This window comes from Mesorhizobium sp. B2-4-19, from assembly GCF_006441315.1.
In the GTDB taxonomy this organism is placed as follows: Bacteria; Pseudomonadota; Alphaproteobacteria; order Rhizobiales; family Rhizobiaceae; genus Mesorhizobium.
The window spans coordinates 145,966-170,264 of record NZ_VFUV01000003.1 but is presented as its reverse complement, the minus strand read 5'-3'; the positions used below and the strand labels follow the sequence as shown (position 1 = coordinate 170,264).

The window sequence follows — 24,299 nt, the reverse complement described above, 5'->3', positions numbered from 1 at the left end:
CTGATTTTTTTCGTCAGTATTTCCCGATTGTAGAATTTTGTTTCCGGCGTGTTTCTGGGGAACCGGCTTCCCGACACTTTATTGTGAGGGCCGAAAAGCCGGCTCTTGCCGCTGATTTTGGCTACATCGGCGGGATCACGCCATTATTTCCCACCACGACGCGGCTGGAACTCATCGTCCCGTCAGCCTCGCGCTGGGCGGCGGCGAAGATCGTTGCGCCCGGCCTGAGATCGGCCGGTGTGGCCGGGGCGAAGGTCACAACGGGCGTGCCGTCGGGGATCGAAATCTTCTTGGTCTGCCCGTTGTCGTAGGTCAGCGTCACGGCGCGCCCGCTTATGTCGGTGACGTCGGCCACTGTGCCGTTGGTCATGCGGCTGTTCGGCTGCAGATCCCAGGGACGGTCGCCTTCGCCAGTGCCCTTCAGGGCGGCTGGGAAAATCACCACCTCCAGCGCGCCGCTGCCGCCGTCCGCCTTCGAGACGGAGGCGATGCCGAGGAAATCGCCCTGCTTGATGTCCCTTTGCGAGGCGCTGGCGACGCCGGAAATCTTCCACCCGGTATTGAGCTTGATCGCGGAGGTGTCGCCCTGGCGGGTTTTGACGGTCAGCAGCGACGGCTCGAAACTGACCACCGTGCCGCGCACGCGCAGCGTGTCAGCCGCCTGGGCGGTCGCCGCTCCGGCGATGAAAAGGCTGGAAATCGTGCCGAGCACGAGGAGGGACGTCTTGAAGTTCATAGCGGGGATCCTTCTGGGAACGGGCCGGCTGGAACCGGATGGTTTTCACGCCGGCGCATCAGAACAACGAACAGGTGGGCCTAAACCTCCGGGCAAAAAGGTACCGGCCGTTCAAAAGAACTTGATGGCGTCGATGTTCGTGGATCGCCTCGCGGGTCCGGTTCACGATAGCGTGACGGCCTGTTTGGCTCTTGGCAAATCGCTGGCGAGCGGGCATGTTCCCGCTCGTCTCAGGCAACGCTCCATTTTTGATCAAACTCTTTCAGCCAGCGGAGTTGCCAATGCCCAACAATGCAAAAAGCCATGCCCTCTCCGAACCGTTAGCCAGTGAGATCGGGCCGAATTACACCACCCTCAGAGCCTTGCGGGAAACCCGCGGATACAGTGTGGAAGAGCTTTCCCTGACTTGCGGCCTATCGGTCGGCGAGATCGAGGACATCGAGAACGGCCTGGCGGCCGATCCGTCGAAGCTGCGTCGTATTGCGTCCGCGCTTCGCCTGCCTCAGGACGCCCTCATCGTTGCCGCCGCGCCGAAACCGGCCGCGCAAGGCCGACCACTGGCATAGGCCAGGACCAGCCACGCAAAAAAGAACCCGCCAAGGCCCGCCTGGCGGGTTTCTTGTTGATGCCACGGCGTTCTCCAGCAGGCCGGGCTTGCCGACTTACAGATCGCGCGTGTTTATACCTACGGCATCCAAATCCGCGCCGATCGCGTCTGCCATGTACCGAGGTGAACCGTGGTTTTTTCGCTATGAGCCTGGACTCCGTTCGTGCCTTCTTCGCCGCTCATGCGCCTGACATCGAGGTCATCGTCACGCAAGCAAGCTCGGCGACGGTGACGCTGGCGGCGGAGGCGCATGGCGTCCTGCCGGCGCAGATCGCCAAGACAATCTGCCTACGCGTCGGCGAGCGCACCATGCTGGTGGTGACCAGCGGCATCGCCAGGTTGGACAACCGCAGGTTCAAGGACCAGTTCGGCGGCAAGCCGCGTATGCTGGACGCGGACGAAGTGGTTGCCGCCACGAGCCATCCTGTCGGCGGCGTCTGCCCGTTCGGCCTGCCGGCACCGCTGCCGGTCTATTGCGACGTCTCGCTGCGGGAATTCCAAGAGGTGGTGCCCGCCGCGGGCGCCACCAACGCCGCGGTACGGGTTACACCGCAGCGCATGGTCGACCTCACCGGCGCCGAATGGATCGATGTCTGCCAATAGCGATCGAGCGATGCTCCGCGTGGCCGAAAATCCGACGACCTCGCCCGATAGAGTTGCCTAATCGAATCTTTACGCTAGTTTGAATGATATCGGGTGCAACTAGCAAAAGGCGCGCCCGGCTGAGAGACCGCATTGCGCTCCCGCCTCACCAGGGAGCGCGCGACGTGGCGGAAACCAATCCCAATTCAATCAGACAGGCTCAGGTCGTAAAAGCCCTGGTGATCGAAACCGGGATATCAGAAGAGCAGGCGCTAGACCTGGTGCGACTGCTAGGGCCTAACTCTTCTTCGCTTCTTTTCCACGCCCGCGCCTTGAAGAAGGCAGGCGGCGCCGGCTTGTAATTTTGAACTGCAGCCCTTGCGTTCGCGGCTTGCTCGCCCGATAGTTCCGGGCGGGGTGCTGAAAGTGATCATGGCCGGCGAGTATCTTGACCATCTGTTGGAGTGCCCCTATTGCGGCATCATCCGTCTGCAGATCCCAACAGACGCTCAACCTTCAACGCCGATCAGCTGCGCCGAGTGCGGCCAGTATCTTGGCACATGGGATGAACTTCAGAGCGATTTCGAGCGCCAAGGCGGGAACAACGGGGTGTTCCGCCTCGAAAAGGGGCGCATCCAGAAGCTCGATTGAACTGGCGCCCTTTTGTCTGCAATAGTTTCAAGCTGAGATAGACCTAGATTGTTTGCGTCAGCGGACAGGAGTATGGTGTTTGGTCGCCGAAAAACAGCGAGGTTTCCAGGAGGAACCTATGGCACGCAAATACATTGATTGCCGAGAATTCCCGAGCGAAATGAAATGCACCGTTGCAATCTCCGCAGATCGGGAGGACGAACTGATCGAGGCTGCGGTACAACACGCTGTGTCTGTTCATGGGGAACACGATACGCCTGAGTTCCGCTCCGAGGTCAGGAAATCTATCCACGAAGGCGCACCTGCTCCCTGAGCCCAGGCGGCTCTGGGTAAAGCTCCGCCCGGCTCTGGCCGAGCGTCCGACGCGACATTGGTGAAGCTTTGCGATCGGTCCGTCGGCAACCTCTCGGAAGGTGGCGGGCAATGACCGACAAGGGCACGCATACCGGCAGCGGTGGCCGCTGGGCCAGTCTGGCTCGAGAGCGCTGTGCTGGCTGGCCCGACGCGTCCGCTCACTCCAATGTAGAGCCAGAGCGCATATGCATGGGCTGCCGCCGACAGATGTAGTGTCTCAAGCGCAGGGTGCGCCTGACGAATTTCAGCGTCATTTCCGCAGCCTCGTTCCGCGCCAGCACCCGCTGCCTAATGGTGGCGGGTTTTTAATGGGCCCGGGAACAAGAGGCTGACGATTCGGTTTTCCCTGTAGCAGCGCCGCGGCTACTCCCGCGGCCGACAGGGGTTGGAGGAAACTGGATATGCAAAACAAAATCAAAGATCCTCCTCCGAAGGAGCCCGACCCGAAGAAGACACCAATCCCTCATCGCGACAATCAATCGCCCTCGGAGCTTGAACATGTCGATCCACCACCGCGAGATGTCCGAGAGGCACCGGTGCCGAATCCAAATGGGATAAGAAGTCCCGACCAACGGGCAGACGCGAACGATGCGCCGCCGGCTCGCTGGACGTCACCGAAAGGGAGAGTGTTACCCTCTGCGTTACCCTGGAGATGGAAATGAAGGAGGACTTTTGGGGGCAAGTCCTTGTCTCAAAATGGTCGGAGTGGCCGGATTCGAACCGACGACCCCTTGACCCCCAGTCAAGTGCGCTACCGGGCTGCGCTACACTCCGGACCGAGCGCGATGTATCGTGATAACCCTGCCCGGGTCAACCGAAATTCGGCGTTTAGTCCACGGGTGTGGATGCGATCGCGGGCGCGCCTGGAAATGCCGGCCGCGACAGCCGCTGATGGCGGTGTTCCAGGGCGATGGCGCCCCACACCAGCCCGAGCAACAGATACATGTGGCGCCAGTGGTCGATGTCGATGAAGGTGCCGAGGCCGATATTGCCGATGAAGGCGACATAGGCGCACAACAGATAGGGCTGCCAGGGCCGGTCGCGCAGCAGGATGCGGAACCCGGCCACCATGGTCCAGACGACGAGCGTCAGGAACGACACGAACCCAAGCCAGCCATAGTCCATCAGCATTTTCAGCCAGATGTCGTGCGTGTCTTCGCCGAACATCTTGCCGAAGACCAGCGGCCCGATGCCGAACGGACGCTCCATAGCCATCTGGAAGCCGATTCCGTAGCGGGCGAAGCGGCCGAGGCGGGCGGTGTCATAGCTCTGTTCGAGATGCGCGCGGCTGGAGAACATCTCCGCCACGCCGGGCAATTGCAGGATGACGATGATGGCGATCGTCAGCATCGACAGCGCGGCGATGGTCATGATCACCACGCGCAGCCGGAACTTGCCGCTGGCGCTCTGCAGGAACAGGCAGCCGGTGAGCAGTACCGCCGACACGGCGAACATGCCCCACGCGCCGCGCGAGAAGGAGAAGAAGATGCCCAATGCGATGATCAGCAGCGGCACCGCCAGCAGCGGCATGCGCGTGACCGAACCTGTCAGGATCAGATAGAGCAGATAGATGCCGGGCAGCACCAGGTACGGGCCGAAGACGTTCGGATCCTGGAAGGCGCCGGCGGCGCGGTCGTATTTGGTGAATATCTCCGCGCCGGGGAAGGCATGGAAATAGCCGGCTATGCCGAGCAGCGAGGTCGCCACCGCCGAGACGACATAGGCGTTGAAGATCATCCGGTAGAGGCCTGGTTGCGTGGCTGTCACCGAAGCGAAGAACACCGCGCTGAAGGCGAGAAACAATGACACCGAGAGATAGAGCGGCGTGAAGGCGAGGTCCGCCATCTGCGTCATGGAGATCATGCCGCCGATGTTCATCGTCACCAGCAGCACCAGCAGCGGCATGGCCACGCGAGAAATCCGCAGGCCGAAGAGCGCCCAGATCGCGATCAGCCCGGCCATGTAGATTTCGTAAGGCGCCGGCTCGCTGATGACGAAGCCGGACAGAAGGATGCCGACCACCACCGCACTGGAGGAAATCAGGGCGGTCAGCTTGGCGTTGACCGCGGCCTGCGGCAGTTCATGGGAAATCGCGCTCAATAGGCGTTTTCCGTGTTGAGCAGCCGGATCGGCGTCAGGAACAAGATTCTGAGATCGAACAGCAGCGACCAGTTCTCGATATAGTAGAGGTCGTACTCCGTCCGCATGCGGATCTTCTCGTTGGTGTCCATCTCGCCGCGCCAGCCGTTGATCTGCGCCCAGCCGGTGACGCCGGGCTTGACCTTGTGGCGAGCGAAATAGCCGTCGACCACCTCGTTGTAGAGAAGGTTGTGCGACTGCGCGGCGATCGCATGCGGGCGCGGGCCGATCAGCGACAGCGAGCCCAGCAGCGAATTGACGAACTGCGGCAGTTCGTCGATCGAGGTCTTGCGGATGAAGCGGCCGACACGGGTGACGCGCGGATCGTTCTTGGTCACGGTCTGCTTGGCGGTCGGATCCGACCGGTCCGTGTACATCGAGCGGAACTTGTAGACCTCGATGATCTCATTGTTGAAGCCGTGGCGCTTTTGCTTGAACAGCACCGGCCCCTTGCTGTCGAGCTTGATGGCGATCGCGGTCGCCAGCATCACCGGCGAGAAGACGATGATGCCGATCAGCGAGAAAACGATGTCGAAAGTGCGCTTGGCGACCGAATCCCAGTCGTTGATCGGCTTGTCGAAAATGTCGAGCATCGGCACCGAGCCGATGAAGGAATAGGCGCGCGGACGGAACTGCAGCGCGTTGGAATGCGCCGAAAGCCGGATGTCGACCGGCAGCACCCACAGCTTCTTCAACAGCTGCAGCACGCGCGTTTCAGCGGTCAGCGGCAGCGACACGATCAGCATGTCGATGCGGGCGATGCGGGCGAACTCGATCAATTCCGAAATTGTGCCGAGCTTGGGATAGCCGGCAACGATCGGCGGCGAGCGCTTGTCGGAGCGGTCATCGAAGATGCCGCAGATGCGGATATCGTTGTAAGGCTGCTTTTCGACAGAGCGGATCAGGATTTCCGCCGCCTTGCCGCCGCCGACGATGACGGCGCGCCGCTCCATGCGGCCGTCGCGCGCCCAGCGCCGGATCAGTCTCGACATGACCAGCCTGAGGCCGAACAGCAGGACGAAACCGACGACGAACCAGGTGCCGAACAAAAGCCGCGAATAATCTTCCGACATCTTCATGGCGAAGGCTGTCAACGCCATCAGCGCGAAGGCGCCGGCCCAGACCAGCAGGATGCGGCCGAAATTGGCGATCGGCCGCATTAACGAGATCACCTGGTAGCAGTCGGTGACGTCGAGCAGCACCACGGCCAGGAACGACGCGGCGGCGATCGTCACCGGATATTGCCAGGCGAGATAATTGAAGAACCCGACAAAGTAGAAATAGACGCAGAGCCCCGAGAGGAACAGCACCCCGAATTCAACCATGCGCAGGACGCCGCTGACCATGATCGGCGACATCGTATCGCGCCGGTATTGCGACGCGACCTGCCGGGCGACGTCGTTCATGCCGCCGGGCGCATCGCCATCGGTCGGTCGGTCGAATTTACGCACCGCTTCGGGTGAAAAGCGGTGCGCGGGATCGATCTCATTCATGGAACAGTCCGCAAGCTTCCCCCGGGTGAATAGCAAAAGAGAGCTAAGAAACCCTTGAAACAACGCGTGGCTTTGGAAAGGCTCAGGCGTTACCTGCCGAGCGCGGCGAAATAGGCCTTCTCGATTTCGGCGGCCATCACGTCGGCGCCAAAGCGCGCCCTGAGGCCGGAGCCATCGGGCATCAGGGCGCCATAAGCGGCAAGGTCGGCCAGCGCCTCGCTCATCTTGCCGGCCAGTTCGGCCGCATCGGGGCGGATCAGGGCAGGGGAGCCGGAACCGAAGATCTCCGGTATGCCGCCGACGGAGGTGGCGATCATTGGTCTTGCCGCGGCAAGTGTTTCCAGCACGATATAGGGCATGGCTTCCGCGCGGGATGGAACGACGACGAGTTCGGCAAGTGCGAAGGCTTCCCTGGCCGGCATTGGCGACAGGAAGCGGACATGGCCTTGAAGTCCCAGGCGCTTTACCTGCGCGTGGTAGCGCGGCAGGTCGTCGCCGTCGCCGACCATCACCGCGCTCAGCGCGCGGCCAAGCCGCGGGCCGGCGGCGGCCAGGGCGTCGATAAAGATGTCTGGCCCCTTCAGGTCGCGCATCATGCCGATATAGAGCAGATCCGCCGCATCGGGCCCGATGAGTACCGGCTCGAATTCGGCGGCGCGCAGTCCGTTGTAGACCAGTGTATTGGGGATCGGCGGCTCGCCCACCTTCCTGCGATAGGTTCGCCGCTCGTAGTCCGAGACGAACAGCAGGCAATCGGTGAAGTGCGCCATGGAGCGCTCCAGCGCGAAGAACAGCTTCCCCGTGGCTGTCGTTTCATCATAGTGGAGGGAGCCGCCATGCGGCGAATAAAGGCGGGCTACGCGAGACCTTGATACCCGCAACAATGAGCCGAACAGACGGGCATAGGCGCCACCCTTGGCGCCGTGCCCATGCAACACGTCCGGCTGCAATTCCTTGATGATCCTGTAGGTGCGCCGGGCCGAGGCGAGATCGCCCGGGCCGACATGGCGCTGCATTGGCGTGCGATGGATGCCGAGCGCCAGCATGTCCTTCATCTGCTCGAACAGGCGCTCCTCGAATTCGCCGCCGGTGGTCGAATCGCAGACGATGCCGACCACATGGCCGGCGGCGACCTGGGCTTCGGTCAGGTCGCGCACATGCCGGAAAATTCCTCCGACCGGTGAACGAAAGCAGTGGACGATCCTGAGCTTGTCCGCCACGTGGTGTCTGTCAGAACAGGCGTTCGCGGACGTAGACGGTATCTCCGGGCAGCAGAGGATCGGATGTCACCACGCGGCCGGTCATCACCTTGCCGTTGATGTCGCGGGTGATGTCGACGCTTTCCTGGTTGGCGCGTGGCGAGAAACCGCCGGCAATGGCGATGGCCTTCTGCACGGTCAAGCCGGGCACATAGGAATACTGACCGGCGGCACCCACTTCGCCCATGACGAAGATCGGCCGGTAGCGATCGATCTCGACCGAGACGTCGGGGTCGCGCAGATAGCCTTGCCGCAATTTGTCGGCGATCTCCTTTTCCATCTGCTGCGCGGTGTGGCCACGCGCCGGAATGGCGCCGACGAGCGGGAAGGAGAGGTAGCCGGACTGGTCGACGCTGTAGGTGTTGGTCAGGCCATCCTGCTCGAACACCGTGACGCGGACACGGTCGCCGGCGCCGAGACGGTAAGGTTGGTCGAGGACCTCGTGGAAGGCTGCCGGCGTCGGGCGGTAGCTGGAGCAGCCGGCAAGCATCGATACGGCAAGCAGAGCGTGAAAGAGGGAAGCAGTGCTTTTCATGACCGGATACGTACCTTCGACTGGCCGCTGCGGCGTCGCAGCAAACATCTGGGATCGCGTCCGTTATCATCCTGTTAGGGTTAATGGCCGGTAAAGGAGCTCGCCGATAGCGCTGCACGAAGCAGGGGTTTTGCCATTTTTATCGTTTTTCTTGGGCGCAGTCAGTATTCCTAATGGAGTATTACCGCGATCTTAACGGCTGAGTTACCATAGTTGTTTACGGTGCATCCTGACCCAGTTTCGGAGTAGGGATGCATGTCCGTTCAGTCCGCGGCCGCAGATGTCGACGTTGACCTCAGGCAGCTCTTCGCCAGCCTGGCGAGGAACTGGCTGCGCATATTGCTCTTCGTTCTGGCGGTGACTGGTCTGGCGTTTGCGTTCGCTTCGTTCGCGACCAAGCACTACAAGGCCCAGACGCAGGTGGAAATCGCCCCGCGCGAATCCGTCTACACCCGGCCGGCCGGCAGCAACAATGATGGCGACAAGCCGATCCTGGACGAACAAGGCGTCGCCACCCAGGTCCAGATCATTTCGTCCAACGAAATCCTCAAACAGGTGGCGCAGAAACTCGGCCTGGCGCGGCTGCGTGAGTTCGACGAAACGATCAACATGTCGGCGGTCAGCCGCGTGCTGATCCTGCTTGGGCTGAAGAACGATCCGATGGATGTTCCGGCCGACGAACGCGTGTTGAAGAAGATGCGCGAGAAGCTCAACGTCTTCGGCGTTGAAAAGACCCGCATCATCGCCATCGAGTTCTCCTCCGAGGATCCCAAGCTCGCCGCCGCCATCCCTGATGCTATTGCCGCTGCCTATATTGCGGGGCAGGGCGCGGCCAAGAGCGAATCGAACACCGCCGCCGCCGACTTTCTGGCGCCCGAGATCGCCGACCTGTCGAAGCAGGTCAGGGATGCCGAGGCCAAGGTCGCAGCCTATCGCGCGCAGTCCGACCTGCTGATGGGCGGCAACAATGCCACCCTGGCAACCCAGCAGCTGGCCGAGCTGTCGACCGAATTGTCGCGGGTGCGGGCCAACCGCGCCGCGGCCGAAGGCACCGCCGACAGCGTGCGCAAGGCGCTGCAGAATGGCGGCTCGCTGGATACGCTGCCGGAAGTGCTGTCGTCCGACCTGATCCAGCGTTTGCGGGAGCGGCAGGCCGAGCTGCGCGCCACCATCGCCGACCTGTCGACGACGATGCTCGACAACCACCCGCGCGTTCGCGCTGCAAAGTCACAGCTCGCCGATCTCGACGCGCAGATACGCAGCGAAGCCCAGAAGATCATGAAGGGCCTGGTGATGCAGGCCGACGCCGCCAAGGCGCGCGAAAGCCAGCTCGTCGCCGACGTCAACCAACTGAAGGCGGCTTCGGCGCAGGCCGGCGAGCAGCAGGTCGATCTCGACGCGCTGCAGCGCGACGCCGCCGCCAAGCGCCAGCAGCTCGAGCTCTATCTGACCAATTACCGCGAGGCAGCTTCGCGTCAGGACCGCAATTATGTGCCGGTCGACGCCCGCGTCGCCTCACCGGCTTCCGTGCCCTCCGAGCCATACTTCCCCAAGGTTGGGCCGATCGTTGGGGCAGCTGCGGCGGCTTCGCTTCTGCTGGCGGCCATATTCACGCTGTTGCGCGAACTCTTCTCGGGCCGCGCCATGCGCCCGGCTCCAGGCGCCCGTTTTGCGCCGATCGACGAAGTGGCCATGCCGGCAACGGCGCGCCAGCAGCCGGATGCCCCTGAGCCATCTGCCCGCCTGGAGCCGGCTGTCGCCGGCGGGTTCGCCGATCGTGGCGCCGAGGCGCAATGGCCCGAAGCGGCCGCGGAACCGGCGATGGTGGCGCAACCGCGGCCCGTTGCCGAGCCCGAGCCTGCCGCCAAGGCAGAGCCTGTCGCCGAAGTCGAATCGGTCGCCGGGCCGGAGCCGGTTGTAGAAGTACAGCGGCCGCGCTCGGTGCTGGGTGAAATCGACATCGAGAAGGCCGCGGAAAAGCTGATTGCCAGCGGAGCCGCCCGCGCCATATTCGTTTCGCCCGAAGGCGACGAGGCAGCCGCGTCGGCGATCCTGGTGGCGCGCGAAGTGTCCGACGCCGGCCTGCGCGTCCTGCTGCTCGATCTCACCGCCTCGGGTGCCGCCTCGCGGCCGATGCTGGACTGCGGGCTCTTCCCGGGGATCACCGATCTGCTCGCCTCGCAGGCGCAGTTCAGCGACGTCATCCATGCCGATCTCTATTCGGACTGCCACGTCATTCCCGTCGGCACCGCCGATCCGGTCCGCGCCATGCGCGCCGCCGACCGGCTGCCGATCATCATGCAGTCACTGACCACCGCCTATGATCTGGTGGTGGTCGAATGCGGGCCGGCCGACGCGCAAGGCATCAGCCGTCTCGGGGCCGATGCCACGGAGGTGTTCCTGTCCATGCTCGAACCGGACGACGAGGTCACCAGGGCCGCGGTCAATCTGATCGAGAGCGGCTACCCCGACCTGACGCTGGTGACACCGATTGGCCACGAGCCGCCGGGCACTCCGGGACGGCGCTCCGCGGCCTGAAAAAACCGCGTTCAGCGGCGCCCCCCTACCTATCCCAGCTCCAGCGTCGTCACGCCGAACACCCTCTTGGCATCGAGCTTCGGCGGCGCGCCCTTGTACATGCGGGCGGTGCTGAAGGTCGGTGCGAAACCGGCCGCCCCGAGCGCCGCGATGAAATCCACCTGGGTGGCGGGCACGTCGATGTTCAATTCGCCACCCTCGCACGCGCCCGCCAGTTCCCCGAGCAATTCAAGCGCGGTCTGCTTGTCGTCGGCGAAGAGCGGGCCGATCTTGAAGCCGCTTCGGCAGGCTCGCGCCACCGCATAGCCGGCCGTTCCCCGCGAAGTGATCGCCGTTACGGCATGATGTGGCGGTTGCAGCCATCGCTGCAGGAAGGCCCGCCGGGGCGCGGGAAAGCAAAGGGAATCATAGGCGATGATGTCGGGCGCCGGCTGCGCGGTCACGATACGAGGCCGCTCGGCGCCAGCGGGCAGCATCGCGGGGCGTCCGCTGTAGCGGATGGTCTCGTAGACCGGCTCGAACCCCTTGCTCCGGTAGTTGGCCTGCTGCTCCTCGACGCCATCGAGGCCGATGGTACGCCCGGACAGCCTGTCCATGCCCGCGGTCCACACGGCCTTGCCGTGGCCCTTGCCGCGCATGTCCGGGCGGCAGATGTAGAGGCCGATGAAACCGAAATCCTGTCCATAGGCCACCGCCGAGATCGCGGCGACCATTTCATCCCCGACAAAGGCACCGATGAAACCCTCCGGGTCCGCCGCCTGGAACATCGCCGCGTCTTCGAGGCCGGGATTCCAGCCCTCCGCAGCCGCCCAGTCGACGAGGTCGGTCAGTTCCCCCAGCGACAGCGTGCGGATGGTTCGATTCATGGTGCTCACTCCGCGGCGACAGCTCCGGGCGAGAACGATTTCAGCATACCGCGATAGGGCTTGACCAGCGGGCTGGCGTAGGCGCCGCGCTTCGATGTCGAAAGGCCGAGTGCGATGAGCGCTTCGGCCTGCTTGATCGCGGCGCCGACACCGTCGATGACAGGCAGTCCGAAATCCGCCTGCAACTGCTGCGCAAGGTCCGCCATGCCGGCGCAGCCAAGCACGATCGCCTCGGCACGATCCTGCTCCACGGCCCGGGCGATCTCGTCGCGCAGCTTGCCAACCACTTCCGATGCCGGATCCTCGAGCGCCAGCACCGGAATGTCGGCTGCCCGCACACGCGCCCGTCCCGCGGCTAGTTTTCGTCGTCCGTGACGGCGTGCGTTGCCTGTCCGGCTGCCTTGCGGCGCAGCATCTTGGTCAGTTTCCAGATCGTCGGGCTGTTCTTGACGAAAGCCTTCAGCCGTGCGCCCTGGCGAAGCGTCTGCGCCAGCGCTCGGCCCTTCAGCGTCAGCGGGACCAGCACCTCGAAATGCCTGGTTTCGACATCGCACCACTGCCGCTTGTAGGGTTCGTCGCCGACGGAGAAATCATAGATGGCGAAACCCGTCTCGCAGGCTTCCTGGATGTTGTCGAAGAACAGGAAATCGCCGGGACTGCTGTGCGCGAGATCATCCTCGGCGATCGCGCCGAACTCGCAGATCAGGCGCTTGCCGCAGCGGCTCGACCCGGTGATGGCGCGCAGCTTGCCGGCGACCTCCAAGCCATGCAGCACGAAAGAGGGCGTGTCCTCGGCCAGGGCCTGCGTGAACAGCGCCCGGAAGAAGGCGCGTGTCTGGTCGCCGCCGAAGACATTGGCAATGCCCATCTTGCGAAAGCGGAGCGCCTTCATCTCGAAGAAGGCGTCGAGCAATCGCCCCACCTCGTCCGGGCTGCGCCCCTCGATGCGCCGATGGCTGCCGACGGCGTCGAATTTGCGCATCTGCGAGCGATGTTTCTTGCGTTTGCGCTTGCCGCTGGCGCGCAGCAGCAGCGCATCGAAGCCCCCGCCAAGGTCGACGGCCAGCGAAAGATTGGGGCTGGCGAAATGATCGAGCGATGCGAGCGGATTGGCGATGCCATCGAGATCGGGCAGCAATCGTTCCAGCGCGATGAGATCGATGTCGGGCCGAGCCTTGGCGATGGCCCAAAACACTGAGCCGACGGTCGCGCTTTCCGCCTTGGCGAGCCATTGCGGGTCAGCGGCCGCGAAATTGCCATTGGCATGGCGGCCGCCCATGAAACGGGCGACCCGGAACGGCCCCTGGCTGACAACTTCCAGCGCCAGCGCGAAGACCGGCTTGCCTCCGAGAGTGAGCGTCGCCACGAACAGATCGGGCTCGAACTGCGCGGCCCAGTTCAGGATCCATGTCGCGCCCTGTGCCGGTGCATAAAGCGCCGAGCGGCAGAACCCTGCATAAGCGGCAAGCCCCTCTGCGCCTGCCACGGAGACCGATGGCCCGGCGGCATCCTTCGGCAGGGCGCGTGGCGAAGCCTCGGTCGCCGCGAGCCGATTGCCGTCAAATGACGCCATTGCGTCAATCATACCTCAATCCTTAAGGCGTATTGATCCCGATTTGGGGGGCGCTCAGGCGTATTCCGTGCTTGGATCAGCCTAGGCGCAAAAGGTGAATGAATGATCGACGGTGGGGAGGCAATCCGGAAACTGGCGCTCAACGTCGCCCGCTATACCGGCCTCGCACCGCTGGCCAGGCCGTTTGTCGGCGGCATCGGCGCCATCCTGATGTTGCACCGCGTGACGGCGACACCGGAAAAACCCGACAGCGTCAACCGGCACCTCAACATCGCGCCCCGTTTCCTTGACGCCGTGATCGCCGACATGAAGGCGGACGGCTATGTTTTCGTCTCGATGGACGAGGCCGTGGAGCGCATCAAGGCAGGCGGCAAGGGCGGCCGGTTCGCCACCATCACCGCCGACGATGCCTATCGCGACAACATGACCGAGGCCCTGCCGGTGCTGGAGAAGCACGGCGCGCCGATTACCATCTATGTGGCGCCGGGGCTGATCGACGGCACCGCCGATCTGTGGTGGGATGTGGCCGAGGATATCGTCAACGCGTCCGACCGCCTGACTTTGTCGACCTCGAATGGTCCGGCGGTGATCGATTGCGGGACCCCGGCCCGGAAATACCAGGCCATAACCCGGTTGCACGCCTACCTCGCCACCGAGGTTCGCGAGGAAGATCTGCGCACCGTGCTGCGCGATCTCGCCAGTTCAAATGGCGTCGACGCGGATGCCTCGCGCCTGCGGACGCTGATGAACTGGGATGAGCTCCGCACCGTCGCCGCGCATCCGCTGGTCACGATCGGCGCCCATACGATCAACCACAGCAATCTGAAGCGGCTTTCCGAGGCCGATGCTCGGCGCGAGATCGACGCTGTGAAGGACATGTTGCGAGCAGAGCTTGGCAGCGAACCACTCCATTTCGCCTATCCCTATGGCTATGCAAGCGCGGTCGGTTGCCGAGAGGTCGGCTTTGCCCGCGACGCCGGCTATGTCTCCGCCGTGACGACCCGCCATGGCGTGCTGCGCGCCGAACATGCCGGCTTCCTGCATGCCTTGCCGCGCATTTCGATCAATGGCCGCTACCAGAACCTCGCCCATATCCGCACCATGCTGTCGGGCGTGACGACGCCGCTCGCCAATGCCGGCAAGATGGTCGTCACCATCTGACCGGCGTTTGCCGTCAATCCGCCGTGCGCGTTGATCCAGCCGAGTATGCCTCTGAAACCGTTTCAGCGCTTCGCCCGCGGTTCCAGCATCAACCACTTGATGATGCCCATCGCCGGCAGCACCCAGAGCAGGCCGCTGAACAGGAAGAACAGGAAGTGCACCAGCGCACCCGATTCCGACAGACGGGCGACGGCGAAGATCGATGCGACCAGGGCATAGATGATGACCAGTGCCACCAGCAGGAACATTCCGATCAGCTTTTTCAGGCGAATGGGCATGGCTCGGCCTCGTTGATCGCTACCGCTTAGGCCGAACGCAGGACAGGCGCAACCCGCGACATCGGGCGCGACGGCGTGCCGCGCTGCATGGTCTTGCAAGCACGAATGCGATGGTCCACCAATCCGCCACCTCAACCGGACGGGACAAGATCATGGCTGCCATATCAGCCGCCGCGCCATACGTCGCCCGCGACCGCGACCTGCACAACCGCGCGCTTGTGCGCGGCTGGCTTTATGTCGTGCTTCTGGTGCTGTTTGCCCTGATGGTGGTCGGCGGCGCCACGCGGCTTACGGAGTCCGGCCTGTCGATCACCGAATGGCAGCCGATCCACGGCGTCATCCCGCCGCTCAACGACGCCGAGTGGCAGGAAGAATTCCAGCGCTACCAGCAGATCCCGCAATACACCGAGCTCAACAAGGGCATGAGCATCGAGGCGTTCAAGTCGATCTTCTGGTGGGAGTGGGCACACCGTCTCTTGGCGCGCAGCGTCGGCTTGGTTTTCGCCTTGCCGCTGCTGGTCTTCTGGGGGAGCCGCCGTATCGAGCGCGGCCTGGGGCCAAAGTTGGTCGGCATTCTGTTTCTCGGCGGCCTGCAGGGCGCCATCGGCTGGTGGATGGTGGCCTCAGGCCTGGTCGACCGTGTGTCCGTGAGCCAGTACCGGCTGGCGACGCACCTGACGCTGGCGGCGCTGATCTTCACCGCCACCATGGTCGTCGCGCGAGGGCTGGCGCCGCACTCGGAGCCCGCCGCCGATCGCTCGACGCAGCGTCTGGCCGGCATCATCGTGTTCCTGGCGCTGGTCCAGATCTATCTCGGCGGCCTGGTCGCCGGGCTCGACGCCGGTCTGAGCTACAACACCTGGCCGCTGATGGACGGCAAGATCATCCCCGGCGACCTGCTGATCCTCGAGCCGGCATGGCGCAACTTCTTCGAAAGTCCGAAGACGGTGCAGTTCGTCCACCGGCTCGGCGCCTATACGGTCTTCGCCGTCGCGCTCTGGCACATGATCGCCACGCGTCGGCGGCTGCCCGGCTCGACCCATGCCCGCCGCGCGATGCTGTTGTTTGTGCTGGTGCTGGTGCAGGCCTCTATCGGCATCGGCACGCTGCTGATGCAGGTGCCGCTGCATATGGCACTGACGCATCAGGCATTTGCTTTGATCGTATTGGGCTTTGCCGCCGCGCATTGGCGCGGCACCAAGGGCGCCTATCCACTGCCGACACGGCCACCGATGAAACGCAGATACATTCTCTATGGTCTCTTGGCAGCTGCAATAGTCTACATTGCAATCGAACTGCCCCGCTACGTCTAACGCGATGTGACTGCGGCGCTCAAAAGGTGAGCCGCACCGCCAGGATCGCCTCGGCGATCGACAGTTCGCGGTTCTCCTCGACCGCATTGTTGTCCTCGTGGTGCCAGGCCGCGGACAGGCAGCCATAGGCGATGGCATGGTCCAGTATCGCTGCAGGCGACTGCCCCAGCGTCTTGGCAAAGACTTCGGCCATGTGCGCGATCCGCTGGGGATCGAGGCAGAGCGCGTCGCGGTCGAGCGGGTTGTAGAACATGTTGGCGGCGTCGAAGCCGGGATCGCCGAGCACGCCTTTCGGATCGATCACCAGCCAGCCGCGCGGCCCGTGCAGGATGTTGTCGTGGTGGAGATCGCCATGCAAGGGCCTGATATCGTGTGGATTATCCAGCAGCCGTCCGGCGATCGACGCAGCCTCGACATAGATACTGGCATGACCCGCGTCTTTGTCGGTTGCGGCTTTCCTGAACAGGCTGGCGTACCTCTCCCTGAGCGGCTGCAACGCGGGCGGGTAGGGGTGTCGTGATGGCGAAAACAGTTTCGTCATCACCTCGGCCGCGATCGCGGTTGCGGCATTGTCGCCCTGTTCATCGAGAACCCGCGTAAGCAGGGTGTCGCCGCCATATTCGAGCAACATGCGGTGGCCATCGCGGCCAAGCAGGCGCACCGCGCCTTCGCCGCGCCGCCAGGCGAGGAAATGCTCGCCGCGCAGCTCGTCGGCGACATCGTCGAAAGGCTTGAGCGCCTTGACGACGGCCGGCGAGCCGTCGTCGCGAACAACCTGCCAAATGCGGCTCGAAAAGGTCTCGGCAATGAGTTCGGGCGCGCTGACTTTCCAACGCGCCGGGAAGGCTGGTGCGTCCATCAAAGCCCGAGCATCAGGTCCATGTTCTGGACGGCTGCACCCGAGGCACCCTTGCCGAGATTGTCATAGACCGCCAGCAGCAGCGCCTGCGCGCGTTTGTCGTTGGCAAAGACGTAGACCTTCATGCGGTTGGTGCCGTTGTAGATCTCGGGATCGATCTCCGTCATGCGCTCCAGATGTGCATAGGGCGCCACCTCGACCACGCCGCCCTTGATGGCGGCGAAATGGTCGGCAATGGCGGCATGAAGCTCCGCGCCTGTCGGCACATGCTCGAGGCCGCCGAGCTGCAGCGGCACCACGGTGATCATGCCCTGGGCGAAATTGCCGACCGCCGGCTGCATGATCGGGTCATGCGACAGTTTTGCATAGGCCCGCAGTTCCGGCACATGCTTGTGCTGCAGGGTCAGGCCATAGGGCAGGAACTCCGAGGCGTCCTCGCCCTTGGCGACATAGTCCTCGATCATCGGGCGTCCGCCGCCCGAATAGCCGGAAATGCCGTTGACGGTGATCGGGAAATCCGCCGGCAGCAGGCCTGACGTGACCAGTGGCCTCAGCGTTGCGATCGGTCCCTGCGGCCAGCAGCCGGGATTGGCGACGCGCTTGGCCGACGCGATGGTTTTGGCCTGATCCTTGTCCATCTCGGCGAAGCCATAGGCCCAGCCCTCGGCGACGCGATGCGCGGTCGATGCATCGATGACCTTGGTGGTATCGTTGGCGATCAGCGAGACGCTCTCCTTCGCCGCATCGTCCGGCAGGCACAGGATCGCGATATCGGCGGCATTGAGGAATTCGGCGCGCGCCGCCGCTTCCTTGCGGCGCTCGGTGGGGATGGAAATGATTTCCAGGTCGCCTCGCTCGGCAAGCAGCGCCCGGATCTGCAGGCCGGTGGTACCGTGCTCGCCGTCGATGAAGATTTTCGGTTTCATGACCTGATCAATTCCCTGATATTCCGAGACTATATGCCGTTACCGTGATTCACCGCGGCACCGTTGGGATTGCCGTTGTTCATCTCTTCCTGCCGTGCCTTTCGTTCGGCCAGCAGGCCGAGATACTGCATGGCCACCATCGAGCCGGCGATCGCCGTTATATCGGCGTGATCATAGGCCGGCGCAACCTCCACGACATCGGCGCCGACAATATCGACCTGGTTGAGCTGGCGCAGCGTCGACAGGATCTTCGCCGAGGACGGCCCGCCGGCCACCGGCGTTCCGGTTCCGGGCGCATAGGCCGGGTCGAGGCAGTCGATGTCGAAGGTGAGGTAGGTCTTCTTGCCGCCTGTGCGGTCGACGATGGCGTAGGCAATGTCGGAGGCCCGCATTTCCTCGATTTCGTGGCCGTGGAGGATCTTGATGCCGAAGGTATCAGGGGCGTGGGTGCGGATGCCGATCTGGATCGAACGGTCGGGATCGATGATGCCTTCCTTGACCGCGCGGCCGACAAAGGATCCGTGGTCGATGCGTTTGCCGTCGTCCTCCCACGTGTCCTGATGAGCGTCGAACTGCACCAGGGCAAGCGGTCCGTGGATGGCCGCATGTGCCTTGAGGAGCGGCCAGGTGACGAAATGGTCGCCGCCCAGCGTCAAAAGAAAGGCGCCTGATTTCAGGATCTTCGCCGCTTCGCGCTCGATCGTGCCCGGCGTTTTCTGGTGGTTGCCGGAATCGAGCAGGCAGTCGCCGTAATCGACGACCGCGAGGTGTTCGAACAGATCGCGCGAGAACGGATATTGCGGGTCATTGTCGAGGATCGCCGATGCGCGGCGAATCGCCTGCGGCCCGAAACGGGCGCCGGGCCGGTTGGTGACGGCGGCGTCGAAGGGAATGCCCCAGACCACTGCGTCCACGCCCTTCACGTCCTTGGTGTATTTGCGCCGCATGAACGACAGCGCGCCGGAATAGGTCGGCTCAAGGGCGCCGCCCGTTTTGGAGCGGGCGGTGAAGGCATGGTCGATGTTCTTGGTCGCCATTACTGGTCCTCGTTTTCATCGGGGTGCAACAACTACAGAACCGGCATGGAAGATGCCAGTCACAGCTTGGGGAGACGAAACGGCGCCGCCCGGGTGCCACGGCAAGACAGGATTTGTATCATCATGACGCAGGCCGCGTTTCTTAATCCGTCCGATGCCGTGGTGTCGACCCATGCCGGCACGATAGCCGGCGAGCGCTTCCAGGTTCTCGATTCGTGGCGCGGCATCTGCGCGCTGCTTGTGGCGCTGTTTCATTTCCCGACCGCTTCCGCGATCTCGCAGAGCGCCTTCATCGGTTCGTCCTATCTTTTCGTCGATTTCTTCTTCGTCCTTTCCGGCTTCGTCATCGCTGGCGGCTATGCCGATCGGCTGAGCCAGCCGGCAGAGGTCGCCCGCTTCGCGCTGGTGCGGTTCGGCCGCATCTATCCGCTGCATCTCATCATGCTCGCCGCCTTTGCGGGCTTTGAACTGCTGCGCCTGATGCTGCCGCAACTGCATGGCACCGGCGCTGCCCCCTTCACCGGCGGTTTCGATTTGAAGAGCCTGCTTGCCAATCTGCTCCTGCTCCAAGGGATGGGCTTCGAGGATCACCTGACCTGGAATGCGCCAAGCTGGAGCATTTCGGCGGAGTTCTTCGCCTACCTGCTGTTCGCCGGCGTGGTCTTCATCGCCGGTGCGCGTGCCTGGATATGGCTTGTCGCAGCCGCCATCACCGCGCCGCTTTTTCTGCTTGGCTTCTCCACGCATCATATGGATGTGTCCTACGATTTCGGCTTCATCCGCTGCCTCTACGGCTTCTCGCTCGGCGCCCTGCTGGCCTGGTTTCAACATGATTCCATTGCAGGGGCGCGACAACTCCTCGCCAGAAGCGGCCCGCGGCTGAGCTGGACCCTTGCCGAAATCGTCATGGTGGCGGTCATCGTGCTTTTCGTCTCACTGGCGGGCAGCAATGATTTCGGCATCGCGGCACCCCTGGTGTTCGCGCTGGCGCTGTTTCTCTTTGCCCATGAGGGCGGCTGGATTTCCGCCTTGCTGCGGGCGCCGTTCATGCTGACGCTCGGCGCGCTGTCCTATTCCATCTACATGGTCCACATCTTCGTGCAGGCGCGCCTGATCAACGTTGCCGGGCTCGTCGAGCACAAGCTTGGCCTCGGCCTCGTCGGCGACATCGTGCTGCGCGGCTCGCCGGCGACGGGCTTCGGCACCGGCTGGGCCGGAACGGTGGCAATCGTCGTCATGCTCGTCGCCACCATCGCCGCATCGTGGATCACCTGGCGTTTCATTGAAATGCCGGCGATGGCATGGTTCCGCCGGCTCTCGAGACGCATCTGACGCCAGATATCGCGACCATCCGCTAGCCGGCTTCGTTCACCCGGATGTCACGGGCATCGCCTATCCCGGCTTCGATCCGGCAAGGAGCGATTCTGGATGCGGACGATCTGGCTGAGCCTTTTGCTTTGCATGACCCTTGCGGCCGTCTCCGGTCAGGCCATTGCGGGCGAAAGTCGCGCTAGGCAGGTTCTCGACCGCTTCGAGCATGCCAACCAGTGGCGCGACCATGTCATGGTGGCCGCCCATCGCGCAGGCAGCATGCAGGCCGGCAAGACGCTCTATGCGGAAAATTCGCTCGCCGCCGTCGAAGGCTCGATCGCCATGGGCGCCGAGATTGTCGAGGTCGACATCAGGCGCTCGAAGGACGGTGAGTTCGTCGTCATGCATGACAGCTGGCTCGACCGCACCACGACCTGCAGGGGCGAGGTGGCGAAATACACGCTGGCCGAACTGAAGACCTGCCGCTTGGTGATCGAGGGCACCCGCGCCGTCACCGACGAGAGGGTTTCGACGCTGCGCGAGATGCTGCTGGCGACCAGGGACAGGATCCTCATCAATCTCGACAACAAGCTCGAAGTCGGTGACCTCCCGGGCATGATCACGGTGGCGCGCGATCTCGGCATGGCCGACCAGGTCATCGTCAAGGAGAACCTCTGGAACCAGACCAGGATCGCCACGGTGAAGGCGGCCATGGCCGCGATCGGCGGCGGCGTCCAGTTCATGCCGATCATCGCCGATGACGCGGTCCATGACGCCGGTTTCGCCGGGACGGTCGACCAAGCCTTCTCGCCGCGCGCGATCGAGCTGATCAACTGGCGGGCCGGCGCCGAGACGCTGACCGAAACCGGTGGACCGCTGTTCAGCACCCGCATGCGCGCGGCCGCGGTGCGGGGCAACTGGCACATCTGGGCCGACACCTACGCCATCGTCAACAAGCCGGGTGGGTTCCTCGCTGGCGGCCGTGGCGACGAACTGGCGGTCCAGGCCAGCCTGCCGCGCGAAGCCTGGGGTTTCTGGGCCGATCGCGGCGCCACCATCATCCAGACCGACGAACCGAAGGCGGCAATCGACTGGCTGGCGGCGAACGGTTACCGCGTGCCTTATGCCGGGACGGGTAAACGCATCGAGCCCGCCGCGACCGCCAGCATCAATTGAGCCAGAGCTACGAGCGCATGGTGCTGCTGTTCAACAGCGACGATCCGGACGCACTTGCCTTGGGCCGCAGCACCTGGACGGATTGCAAGACGCGCGGATTTGAGGTCACCTATTGGCAGGCCGACGAACGGGGCCGGTGGCAGCGGCGGAATTAGCGGTCGTTTGCATCGACGACGGCGCCCGCGGCCATGGGCGGCGCGGTCGGGCTCGGCCACACCGAATGCGACGTGGTGCGCGGCATCGGCGCTCCCTCGAACGTCAATCTCTCCAGTGACGGTGCCGGCCGGCGCGTCGCCGTGGTCACCTGGACGACCGGCCCGCGTGCGGGCATCTACACGTTCACGTCCGGCCGCCTGTCCTCGATCTAGCGCACGCCGGAAGCGCCGGTTGCGCCGAAGCCGGCCAAGCCGAAGGCGAAGAAGGAAGAAGAAAGCGGCGACGTAAGGCGCCGCGCATTAAGCGGCCTTTCGCCCCTTGATCGCCGTCGACCAGGCGTGAACCGTGATCGCTCCCGTGGCGCTTGCCGGCAGTCTGTCCTTTAGTCGGCGTTTCAGCTCCGCGCTCTCCGCATCCGACAGCTTCCCGACGATTCCGCTCGGGCTGCTCACGACCATGGATAGCCAATAATCGTCGAAGTCAGCGAAGGCGCGTTCGACCACAAGCTCGCGCGTCTCGACATCGCGGATGCCGAGCTCCGCCCAAAGCGCCTTCAGCGCCGCGAAACGCGAGACCTCCGCGCTCGGCGGACGTGCGGCCGGTTTGCCCATCGCGTCCATCTCCTCCCACAAATGCTGCGTAGGGGTGCCGCCGCGCATGACGTCCCAGGTGTAGGACGCGACAATGCCGCCGGGCTTGGTGACGCGGAGCATTTCCGAGGCGCCCTTGCGCGGGTCGGGGACGAAGAACAGCACCAGCGCCATCACCGCGACGTCGAAACGGTTGGCGTCGTAGGGAAGGGCCATCGCATCGCCAATCGACAGCTCGACCTGCTTCGCCGAGATTTTTTGCCGAGCAGTCGCAATCTGCGCGTCGGAGGGATCGATCGCGCAAACGGACGAAGGGGCGGACTTCGCTAGAATGAGCTCAGTGAACGCGCCGTTGCCGGCACCGACATCAACCCAGGCCCGTCCGGAGCCCGGCGCCAGCCAGTCGAGGAACAAAGCCCCGGCGGATCGGCTCCAGGGAGCCATGAAGCGCTCGTAAGCCGCGCCGTCGGTGAATTTGATCGGTTCGGGTGACATCTGTGACCTTCCCTAAGAATTACCTATCCAAATATCCTTTGGACCGAAAAGGTCGGTCCCCGTTTCGTAGCATGGTGCCGCGCCGCGCGCGACGGGCCTCAGCAAATTTGCCGAGCCTGACATTTTCCGGATGTGCAACACGGCTTGCATCTATCGAATGCCGCGCCCGGACGGCTACAGTGTTGTCATATGCTATTGGGGAGGGGGCATGAGGCGGCGCGAATTGCCGGGAAGCCGCCGATCGACTGGACCGGGCAAGGGCTTGTCATGCTGACGCTGTTTTCGCTGACCGGCGCCTTCTGTGGCGGCTGCTGTTCCTGCCGGTCGCCATTGGTCTCGCCGCGCCCGCCATGACCACGGCGCTGCTGTCGTCCGTGCCGACGGCGATGTCGGGAACAGCCTCGGGCGTGCTCAATACAGTGCGCCAGTCGGGCGGGGCGATTGGTGTCGCGCTGTTCAGCTCCGCCTTTGGCGTTGGGCACGATCCAGGGCATGCAGATTGCCTTCCTCGCCTCGGCGCTTGCGGTGGCCGGCGCGGCGCTCTGCGCCTTCCTGTTCATCCGCGACGCGGATCATTCCGCCGGATAGGGATGCACAAGCAAAAAGGCCGCCCGGAGGCGGCCTTTTTCGATTGTCCAAAACTGCGGAACGCTTAGCGCTTCGAGAACTGGAAGCTGCGGCGGGCCTTCGCCTTGCCGTACTTCTTGCGCTCGACGACGCGGCTGTCGCGGGTCAGGAAGCCGCCCTTCTTGAGCACGGCGCGCAGCGCCGGCTCGTAGTAGGTCAGCGCCTTGGAGATGCCGTGACGCACCGCACCGGCTTGGCCGGAGAGGCCGCCGCCGACGACGGTGGCGACGATGTCGTACTGGCCCGAACGGTTGGAGGCGATGATCGGCTGGTTGAGGATCATCTGCAGGACCGGACGCGCGAAATAGGTCGCGAATTCCTTGTCGTTGACGACGATCTTGCCGGAACCCGGCTTCACCCAGACGCGCGCAATGGCGTTCTTGCGCTTGCCGGTGGCATAGGCGCGGCCCGACTTGTCGAGCTTCTGGACGTGGACGGGGGCTGCCGGCTGGGTATTGGTGTTGCCCGTGGCGGCGCCCAGTTCTGCGAGCGAGGAAAGCTCAGCCATCTTATGCGACCTTCTTGTTCTTGGAATTCAGCTTGGCCACGTCGAGGACTTCTGGCTGCTGGGCGACATGCGGATGCTCGGCGCCTGCATAGACGCGCAGGTTCTTCATCTGGCGACGGCCGAGCGGGCCACGCGGGACCATGCGCTCAACTGCCTTCTCGACGACACGCTCGGGGAAACGGCCCTCGAGCAGCTGGCGCGCGGTGCGCTCCTTGATGCCGCCGGGGTGGCCGGTGTGCCAGTAATAGACCTTGTCGGTGAACTTCTTGCCGGTGAACACCACCTTGTCGGCATTGATGACGATGACATTGTCGCCGTCGTCGACATGCGGGGTGAAGGTCGGCTTGTGCTTGCCGCGAAGATGATTGGCGATGACAGTGGCGAGACGGCCGACGACGAGACCCTCGGCGTCGATCAGGATCCACTTCTTCACCACATCCGCAGGCTTCTGCGAAAAGGTTGTCATGTTTTCTGCTCTCGGTTTTGACCTTCAAAGAGAAGGCGTTTCTTGTTGCTTGGATTGGCGATG

General features: G+C 63.7%; 24 protein-coding genes, 1 tRNA gene and 3 pseudogenes. 12 read left to right on the top strand and 16 right to left on the bottom strand.

The window, feature by feature from the left end; translation table 11 throughout:
* Positions 1-121 precede the first annotated feature (121 nt).
* Positions 122-736 carry a hypothetical protein gene (locus tag FJ546_RS06890; RefSeq protein WP_140888647.1) on the bottom strand — a complete coding sequence of 205 codons (615 nt, stop codon included), beginning with the start codon at positions 734-736 and terminating at the stop codon, positions 122-124.
* 281 nt (positions 737-1,017) lie between these two features.
* On the opposite strand from FJ546_RS06890, the gene FJ546_RS06885 reads away from it, so the two are divergent.
* From FJ546_RS06885 to FJ546_RS06870, 5 genes are all read left to right on the top strand, one after another.
* Positions 1,018-1,302: a helix-turn-helix transcriptional regulator gene (locus tag FJ546_RS06885; RefSeq protein WP_140888910.1), complete on the top strand. Its 285-nt coding sequence runs from the start codon at positions 1,018-1,020 to the stop codon at positions 1,300-1,302.
* A gap of 185 nt (positions 1,303-1,487) precedes the next feature.
* Positions 1,488-1,946 (top strand): YbaK/EbsC family protein, encoded by a 459-nt coding sequence (locus tag FJ546_RS06880; RefSeq protein WP_140888646.1) that lies wholly within the window; start codon positions 1,488-1,490, stop codon positions 1,944-1,946.
* Positions 1,947-2,110: 164 nt separating this feature from the next.
* On the top strand, positions 2,111-2,287 hold the full coding sequence (locus tag FJ546_RS31100) for a hypothetical protein (RefSeq protein WP_181167838.1): 177 nt from the start codon (positions 2,111-2,113) through the stop codon (positions 2,285-2,287).
* 70 nt (positions 2,288-2,357) lie between these two features.
* Positions 2,358-2,576, top strand: a complete 219-nt coding sequence (locus FJ546_RS06875) for a hypothetical protein (RefSeq protein ID WP_140888645.1) — start codon at positions 2,358-2,360, stop codon at positions 2,574-2,576.
* Positions 2,577-2,694: 118 nt separating this feature from the next.
* Complete coding sequence (locus tag FJ546_RS06870) at positions 2,695-2,889, top strand: DUF1059 domain-containing protein (RefSeq protein WP_080643723.1); 195 nt, start codon at positions 2,695-2,697, stop codon at positions 2,887-2,889.
* 738 nt (positions 2,890-3,627) lie between these two features.
* On the opposite strand, the gene FJ546_RS06865 is transcribed toward FJ546_RS06870, so the two are convergent.
* The 5 genes from FJ546_RS06865 to FJ546_RS06845 all read right to left on the bottom strand — a co-directional run bounded on the left by FJ546_RS06865 (position 3,628) and on the right by FJ546_RS06845 (position 8,356).
* Positions 3,628-3,704: transfer RNA gene (locus FJ546_RS06865), tRNA-Pro, on the bottom strand.
* 54 nt (positions 3,705-3,758) lie between these two features.
* Positions 3,759-5,030 (bottom strand): O-antigen ligase family protein, encoded by a 1,272-nt coding sequence (locus tag FJ546_RS06860; RefSeq protein ID WP_140888644.1) that lies wholly within the window; start codon positions 5,028-5,030, stop codon positions 3,759-3,761.
* Entirely contained in the window at positions 5,027-6,562 is a 1,536-nt protein-coding gene (locus FJ546_RS06855; RefSeq protein WP_140888643.1) for an undecaprenyl-phosphate glucose phosphotransferase, read from the bottom strand. The genes FJ546_RS06860 and FJ546_RS06855 overlap by 4 nt, the downstream gene beginning before the upstream one ends.
* 89 nt (positions 6,563-6,651) lie before the next feature.
* A complete protein-coding gene (locus tag FJ546_RS06850) occupies positions 6,652-7,782 on the bottom strand; it encodes a glycosyltransferase family 4 protein (protein ID WP_140888642.1) in 1,131 nt (376 codons plus the stop codon).
* 10 nt (positions 7,783-7,792) lie between these two features.
* Positions 7,793-8,356, bottom strand: coding sequence for a polysaccharide biosynthesis/export family protein (locus FJ546_RS06845; protein WP_027046744.1), 564 nt, complete (start codon positions 8,354-8,356; stop codon positions 7,793-7,795).
* A 255-nt stretch (positions 8,357-8,611) separates the two neighbouring features.
* On the opposite strand from FJ546_RS06845, the gene FJ546_RS06840 reads away from it, so the two are divergent.
* Positions 8,612-10,894 (top strand): exopolysaccharide transport family protein, encoded by a 2,283-nt coding sequence (locus FJ546_RS06840; protein WP_140888641.1) that lies wholly within the window; start codon positions 8,612-8,614, stop codon positions 10,892-10,894.
* 29 nt (positions 10,895-10,923) lie between these two features.
* On the opposite strand, the gene FJ546_RS06835 is transcribed toward FJ546_RS06840, so the two are convergent.
* The 3 genes and pseudogenes from FJ546_RS06835 to FJ546_RS06825 all read right to left on the bottom strand — a co-directional run bounded on the left by FJ546_RS06835 (position 10,924) and on the right by FJ546_RS06825 (position 13,345).
* Positions 10,924-11,760 carry a GNAT family N-acetyltransferase gene (locus tag FJ546_RS06835; protein WP_140888640.1) on the bottom strand — a complete coding sequence of 279 codons (837 nt, stop codon included), beginning with the start codon at positions 11,758-11,760 and terminating at the stop codon, positions 10,924-10,926.
* 5 nt (positions 11,761-11,765) lie between these two features.
* Positions 11,766-12,110, bottom strand: a pseudogene (locus tag FJ546_RS06830) (aspartate/glutamate racemase family protein); the annotation flags it as partial.
* A gap of 5 nt (positions 12,111-12,115) precedes the next feature.
* Entirely contained in the window at positions 12,116-13,345 is a 1,230-nt protein-coding gene (locus FJ546_RS06825) for a GNAT family N-acetyltransferase (RefSeq protein ID WP_140888639.1), read from the bottom strand.
* Positions 13,346-13,435: 90 nt separating this feature from the next.
* Here FJ546_RS06825 and FJ546_RS06820 point away from each other — a divergent pair, with 90 nt between their 5' ends.
* A complete protein-coding gene (locus FJ546_RS06820; protein ID WP_140888638.1) occupies positions 13,436-14,494 on the top strand; it encodes a polysaccharide deacetylase family protein in 1,059 nt (352 codons plus the stop codon).
* A 62-nt stretch (positions 14,495-14,556) separates the two neighbouring features.
* Here FJ546_RS06820 and FJ546_RS06815 read toward each other — a convergent pair whose 3' ends face one another.
* Positions 14,557-14,772: a DUF2842 domain-containing protein gene (locus FJ546_RS06815; RefSeq protein WP_095770414.1), complete on the bottom strand. Its 216-nt coding sequence runs from the start codon at positions 14,770-14,772 to the stop codon at positions 14,557-14,559.
* A 152-nt stretch (positions 14,773-14,924) separates the two neighbouring features.
* Here FJ546_RS06815 and FJ546_RS06810 point away from each other — a divergent pair, with 152 nt between their 5' ends.
* Positions 14,925-16,085 (top strand): COX15/CtaA family protein, encoded by a 1,161-nt coding sequence (locus FJ546_RS06810; protein WP_246686769.1) that lies wholly within the window; start codon positions 14,925-14,927, stop codon positions 16,083-16,085.
* A 19-nt stretch (positions 16,086-16,104) separates the two neighbouring features.
* Here FJ546_RS06810 and FJ546_RS06805 read toward each other — a convergent pair whose 3' ends face one another.
* The 3 genes from FJ546_RS06805 to speB are packed head-to-tail and all read right to left on the bottom strand — an operon-like array spanning position 16,105 to position 18,907.
* Complete coding sequence (locus FJ546_RS06805) at positions 16,105-16,947, bottom strand: aminoglycoside phosphotransferase family protein (protein WP_210243099.1); 843 nt, start codon at positions 16,945-16,947, stop codon at positions 16,105-16,107.
* A complete protein-coding gene (argC, locus tag FJ546_RS06800; RefSeq protein ID WP_140888636.1) occupies positions 16,944-17,870 on the bottom strand; it encodes an N-acetyl-gamma-glutamyl-phosphate reductase in 927 nt (308 codons plus the stop codon). The genes FJ546_RS06805 and argC overlap by 4 nt, the downstream gene beginning before the upstream one ends.
* Before the next feature lie 29 nt (positions 17,871-17,899).
* Positions 17,900-18,907, bottom strand: coding sequence for an agmatinase (gene speB, locus FJ546_RS06795; protein WP_140888635.1), 1,008 nt, complete (start codon positions 18,905-18,907; stop codon positions 17,900-17,902).
* A gap of 123 nt (positions 18,908-19,030) precedes the next feature.
* On the opposite strand from speB, the gene FJ546_RS06790 reads away from it, so the two are divergent.
* From FJ546_RS06790 to FJ546_RS06775, 4 genes and pseudogenes are all read left to right on the top strand, one after another.
* Positions 19,031-20,239, top strand: coding sequence for an acyltransferase (locus FJ546_RS06790; protein WP_140888634.1), 1,209 nt, complete (start codon positions 19,031-19,033; stop codon positions 20,237-20,239).
* A 96-nt stretch (positions 20,240-20,335) separates the two neighbouring features.
* On the top strand, positions 20,336-21,394 hold the full coding sequence (locus FJ546_RS06785) for a glycerophosphodiester phosphodiesterase family protein (RefSeq protein ID WP_140888633.1): 1,059 nt from the start codon (positions 20,336-20,338) through the stop codon (positions 21,392-21,394).
* Positions 21,394-21,549: pseudogene (locus tag FJ546_RS06780) on the top strand (DNA polymerase III subunit chi); the annotation flags it as partial. The gene FJ546_RS06785 and the pseudogene FJ546_RS06780, both read left to right, overlap by 1 nt.
* Positions 21,550-21,558: 9 nt before the next feature.
* Positions 21,559-21,759 (top strand): annotated as a pseudogene (locus FJ546_RS06775) (hypothetical protein); the annotation flags it as partial.
* A 90-nt stretch (positions 21,760-21,849) separates the two neighbouring features.
* Here FJ546_RS06775 and FJ546_RS06770 read toward each other — a convergent pair.
* The 3 genes from FJ546_RS06770 to rplM form a co-directional block, all read right to left on the bottom strand.
* On the bottom strand, positions 21,850-22,635 hold the full coding sequence (locus FJ546_RS06770; RefSeq protein WP_140888632.1) for a class I SAM-dependent methyltransferase: 786 nt from the start codon (positions 22,633-22,635) through the stop codon (positions 21,850-21,852).
* 652 nt (positions 22,636-23,287) lie between these two features.
* A complete protein-coding gene (gene rpsI, locus FJ546_RS06765; protein WP_027028580.1) occupies positions 23,288-23,770 on the bottom strand; it encodes a 30S ribosomal protein S9 in 483 nt (160 codons plus the stop codon).
* A gap of 1 nt (position 23,771) precedes the next feature.
* Positions 23,772-24,236, bottom strand: coding sequence for a 50S ribosomal protein L13 (gene rplM, locus FJ546_RS06760; RefSeq protein WP_010915638.1), 465 nt, complete (start codon positions 24,234-24,236; stop codon positions 23,772-23,774).
* Between the last annotated feature and the right edge of the window lie 63 nt (positions 24,237-24,299).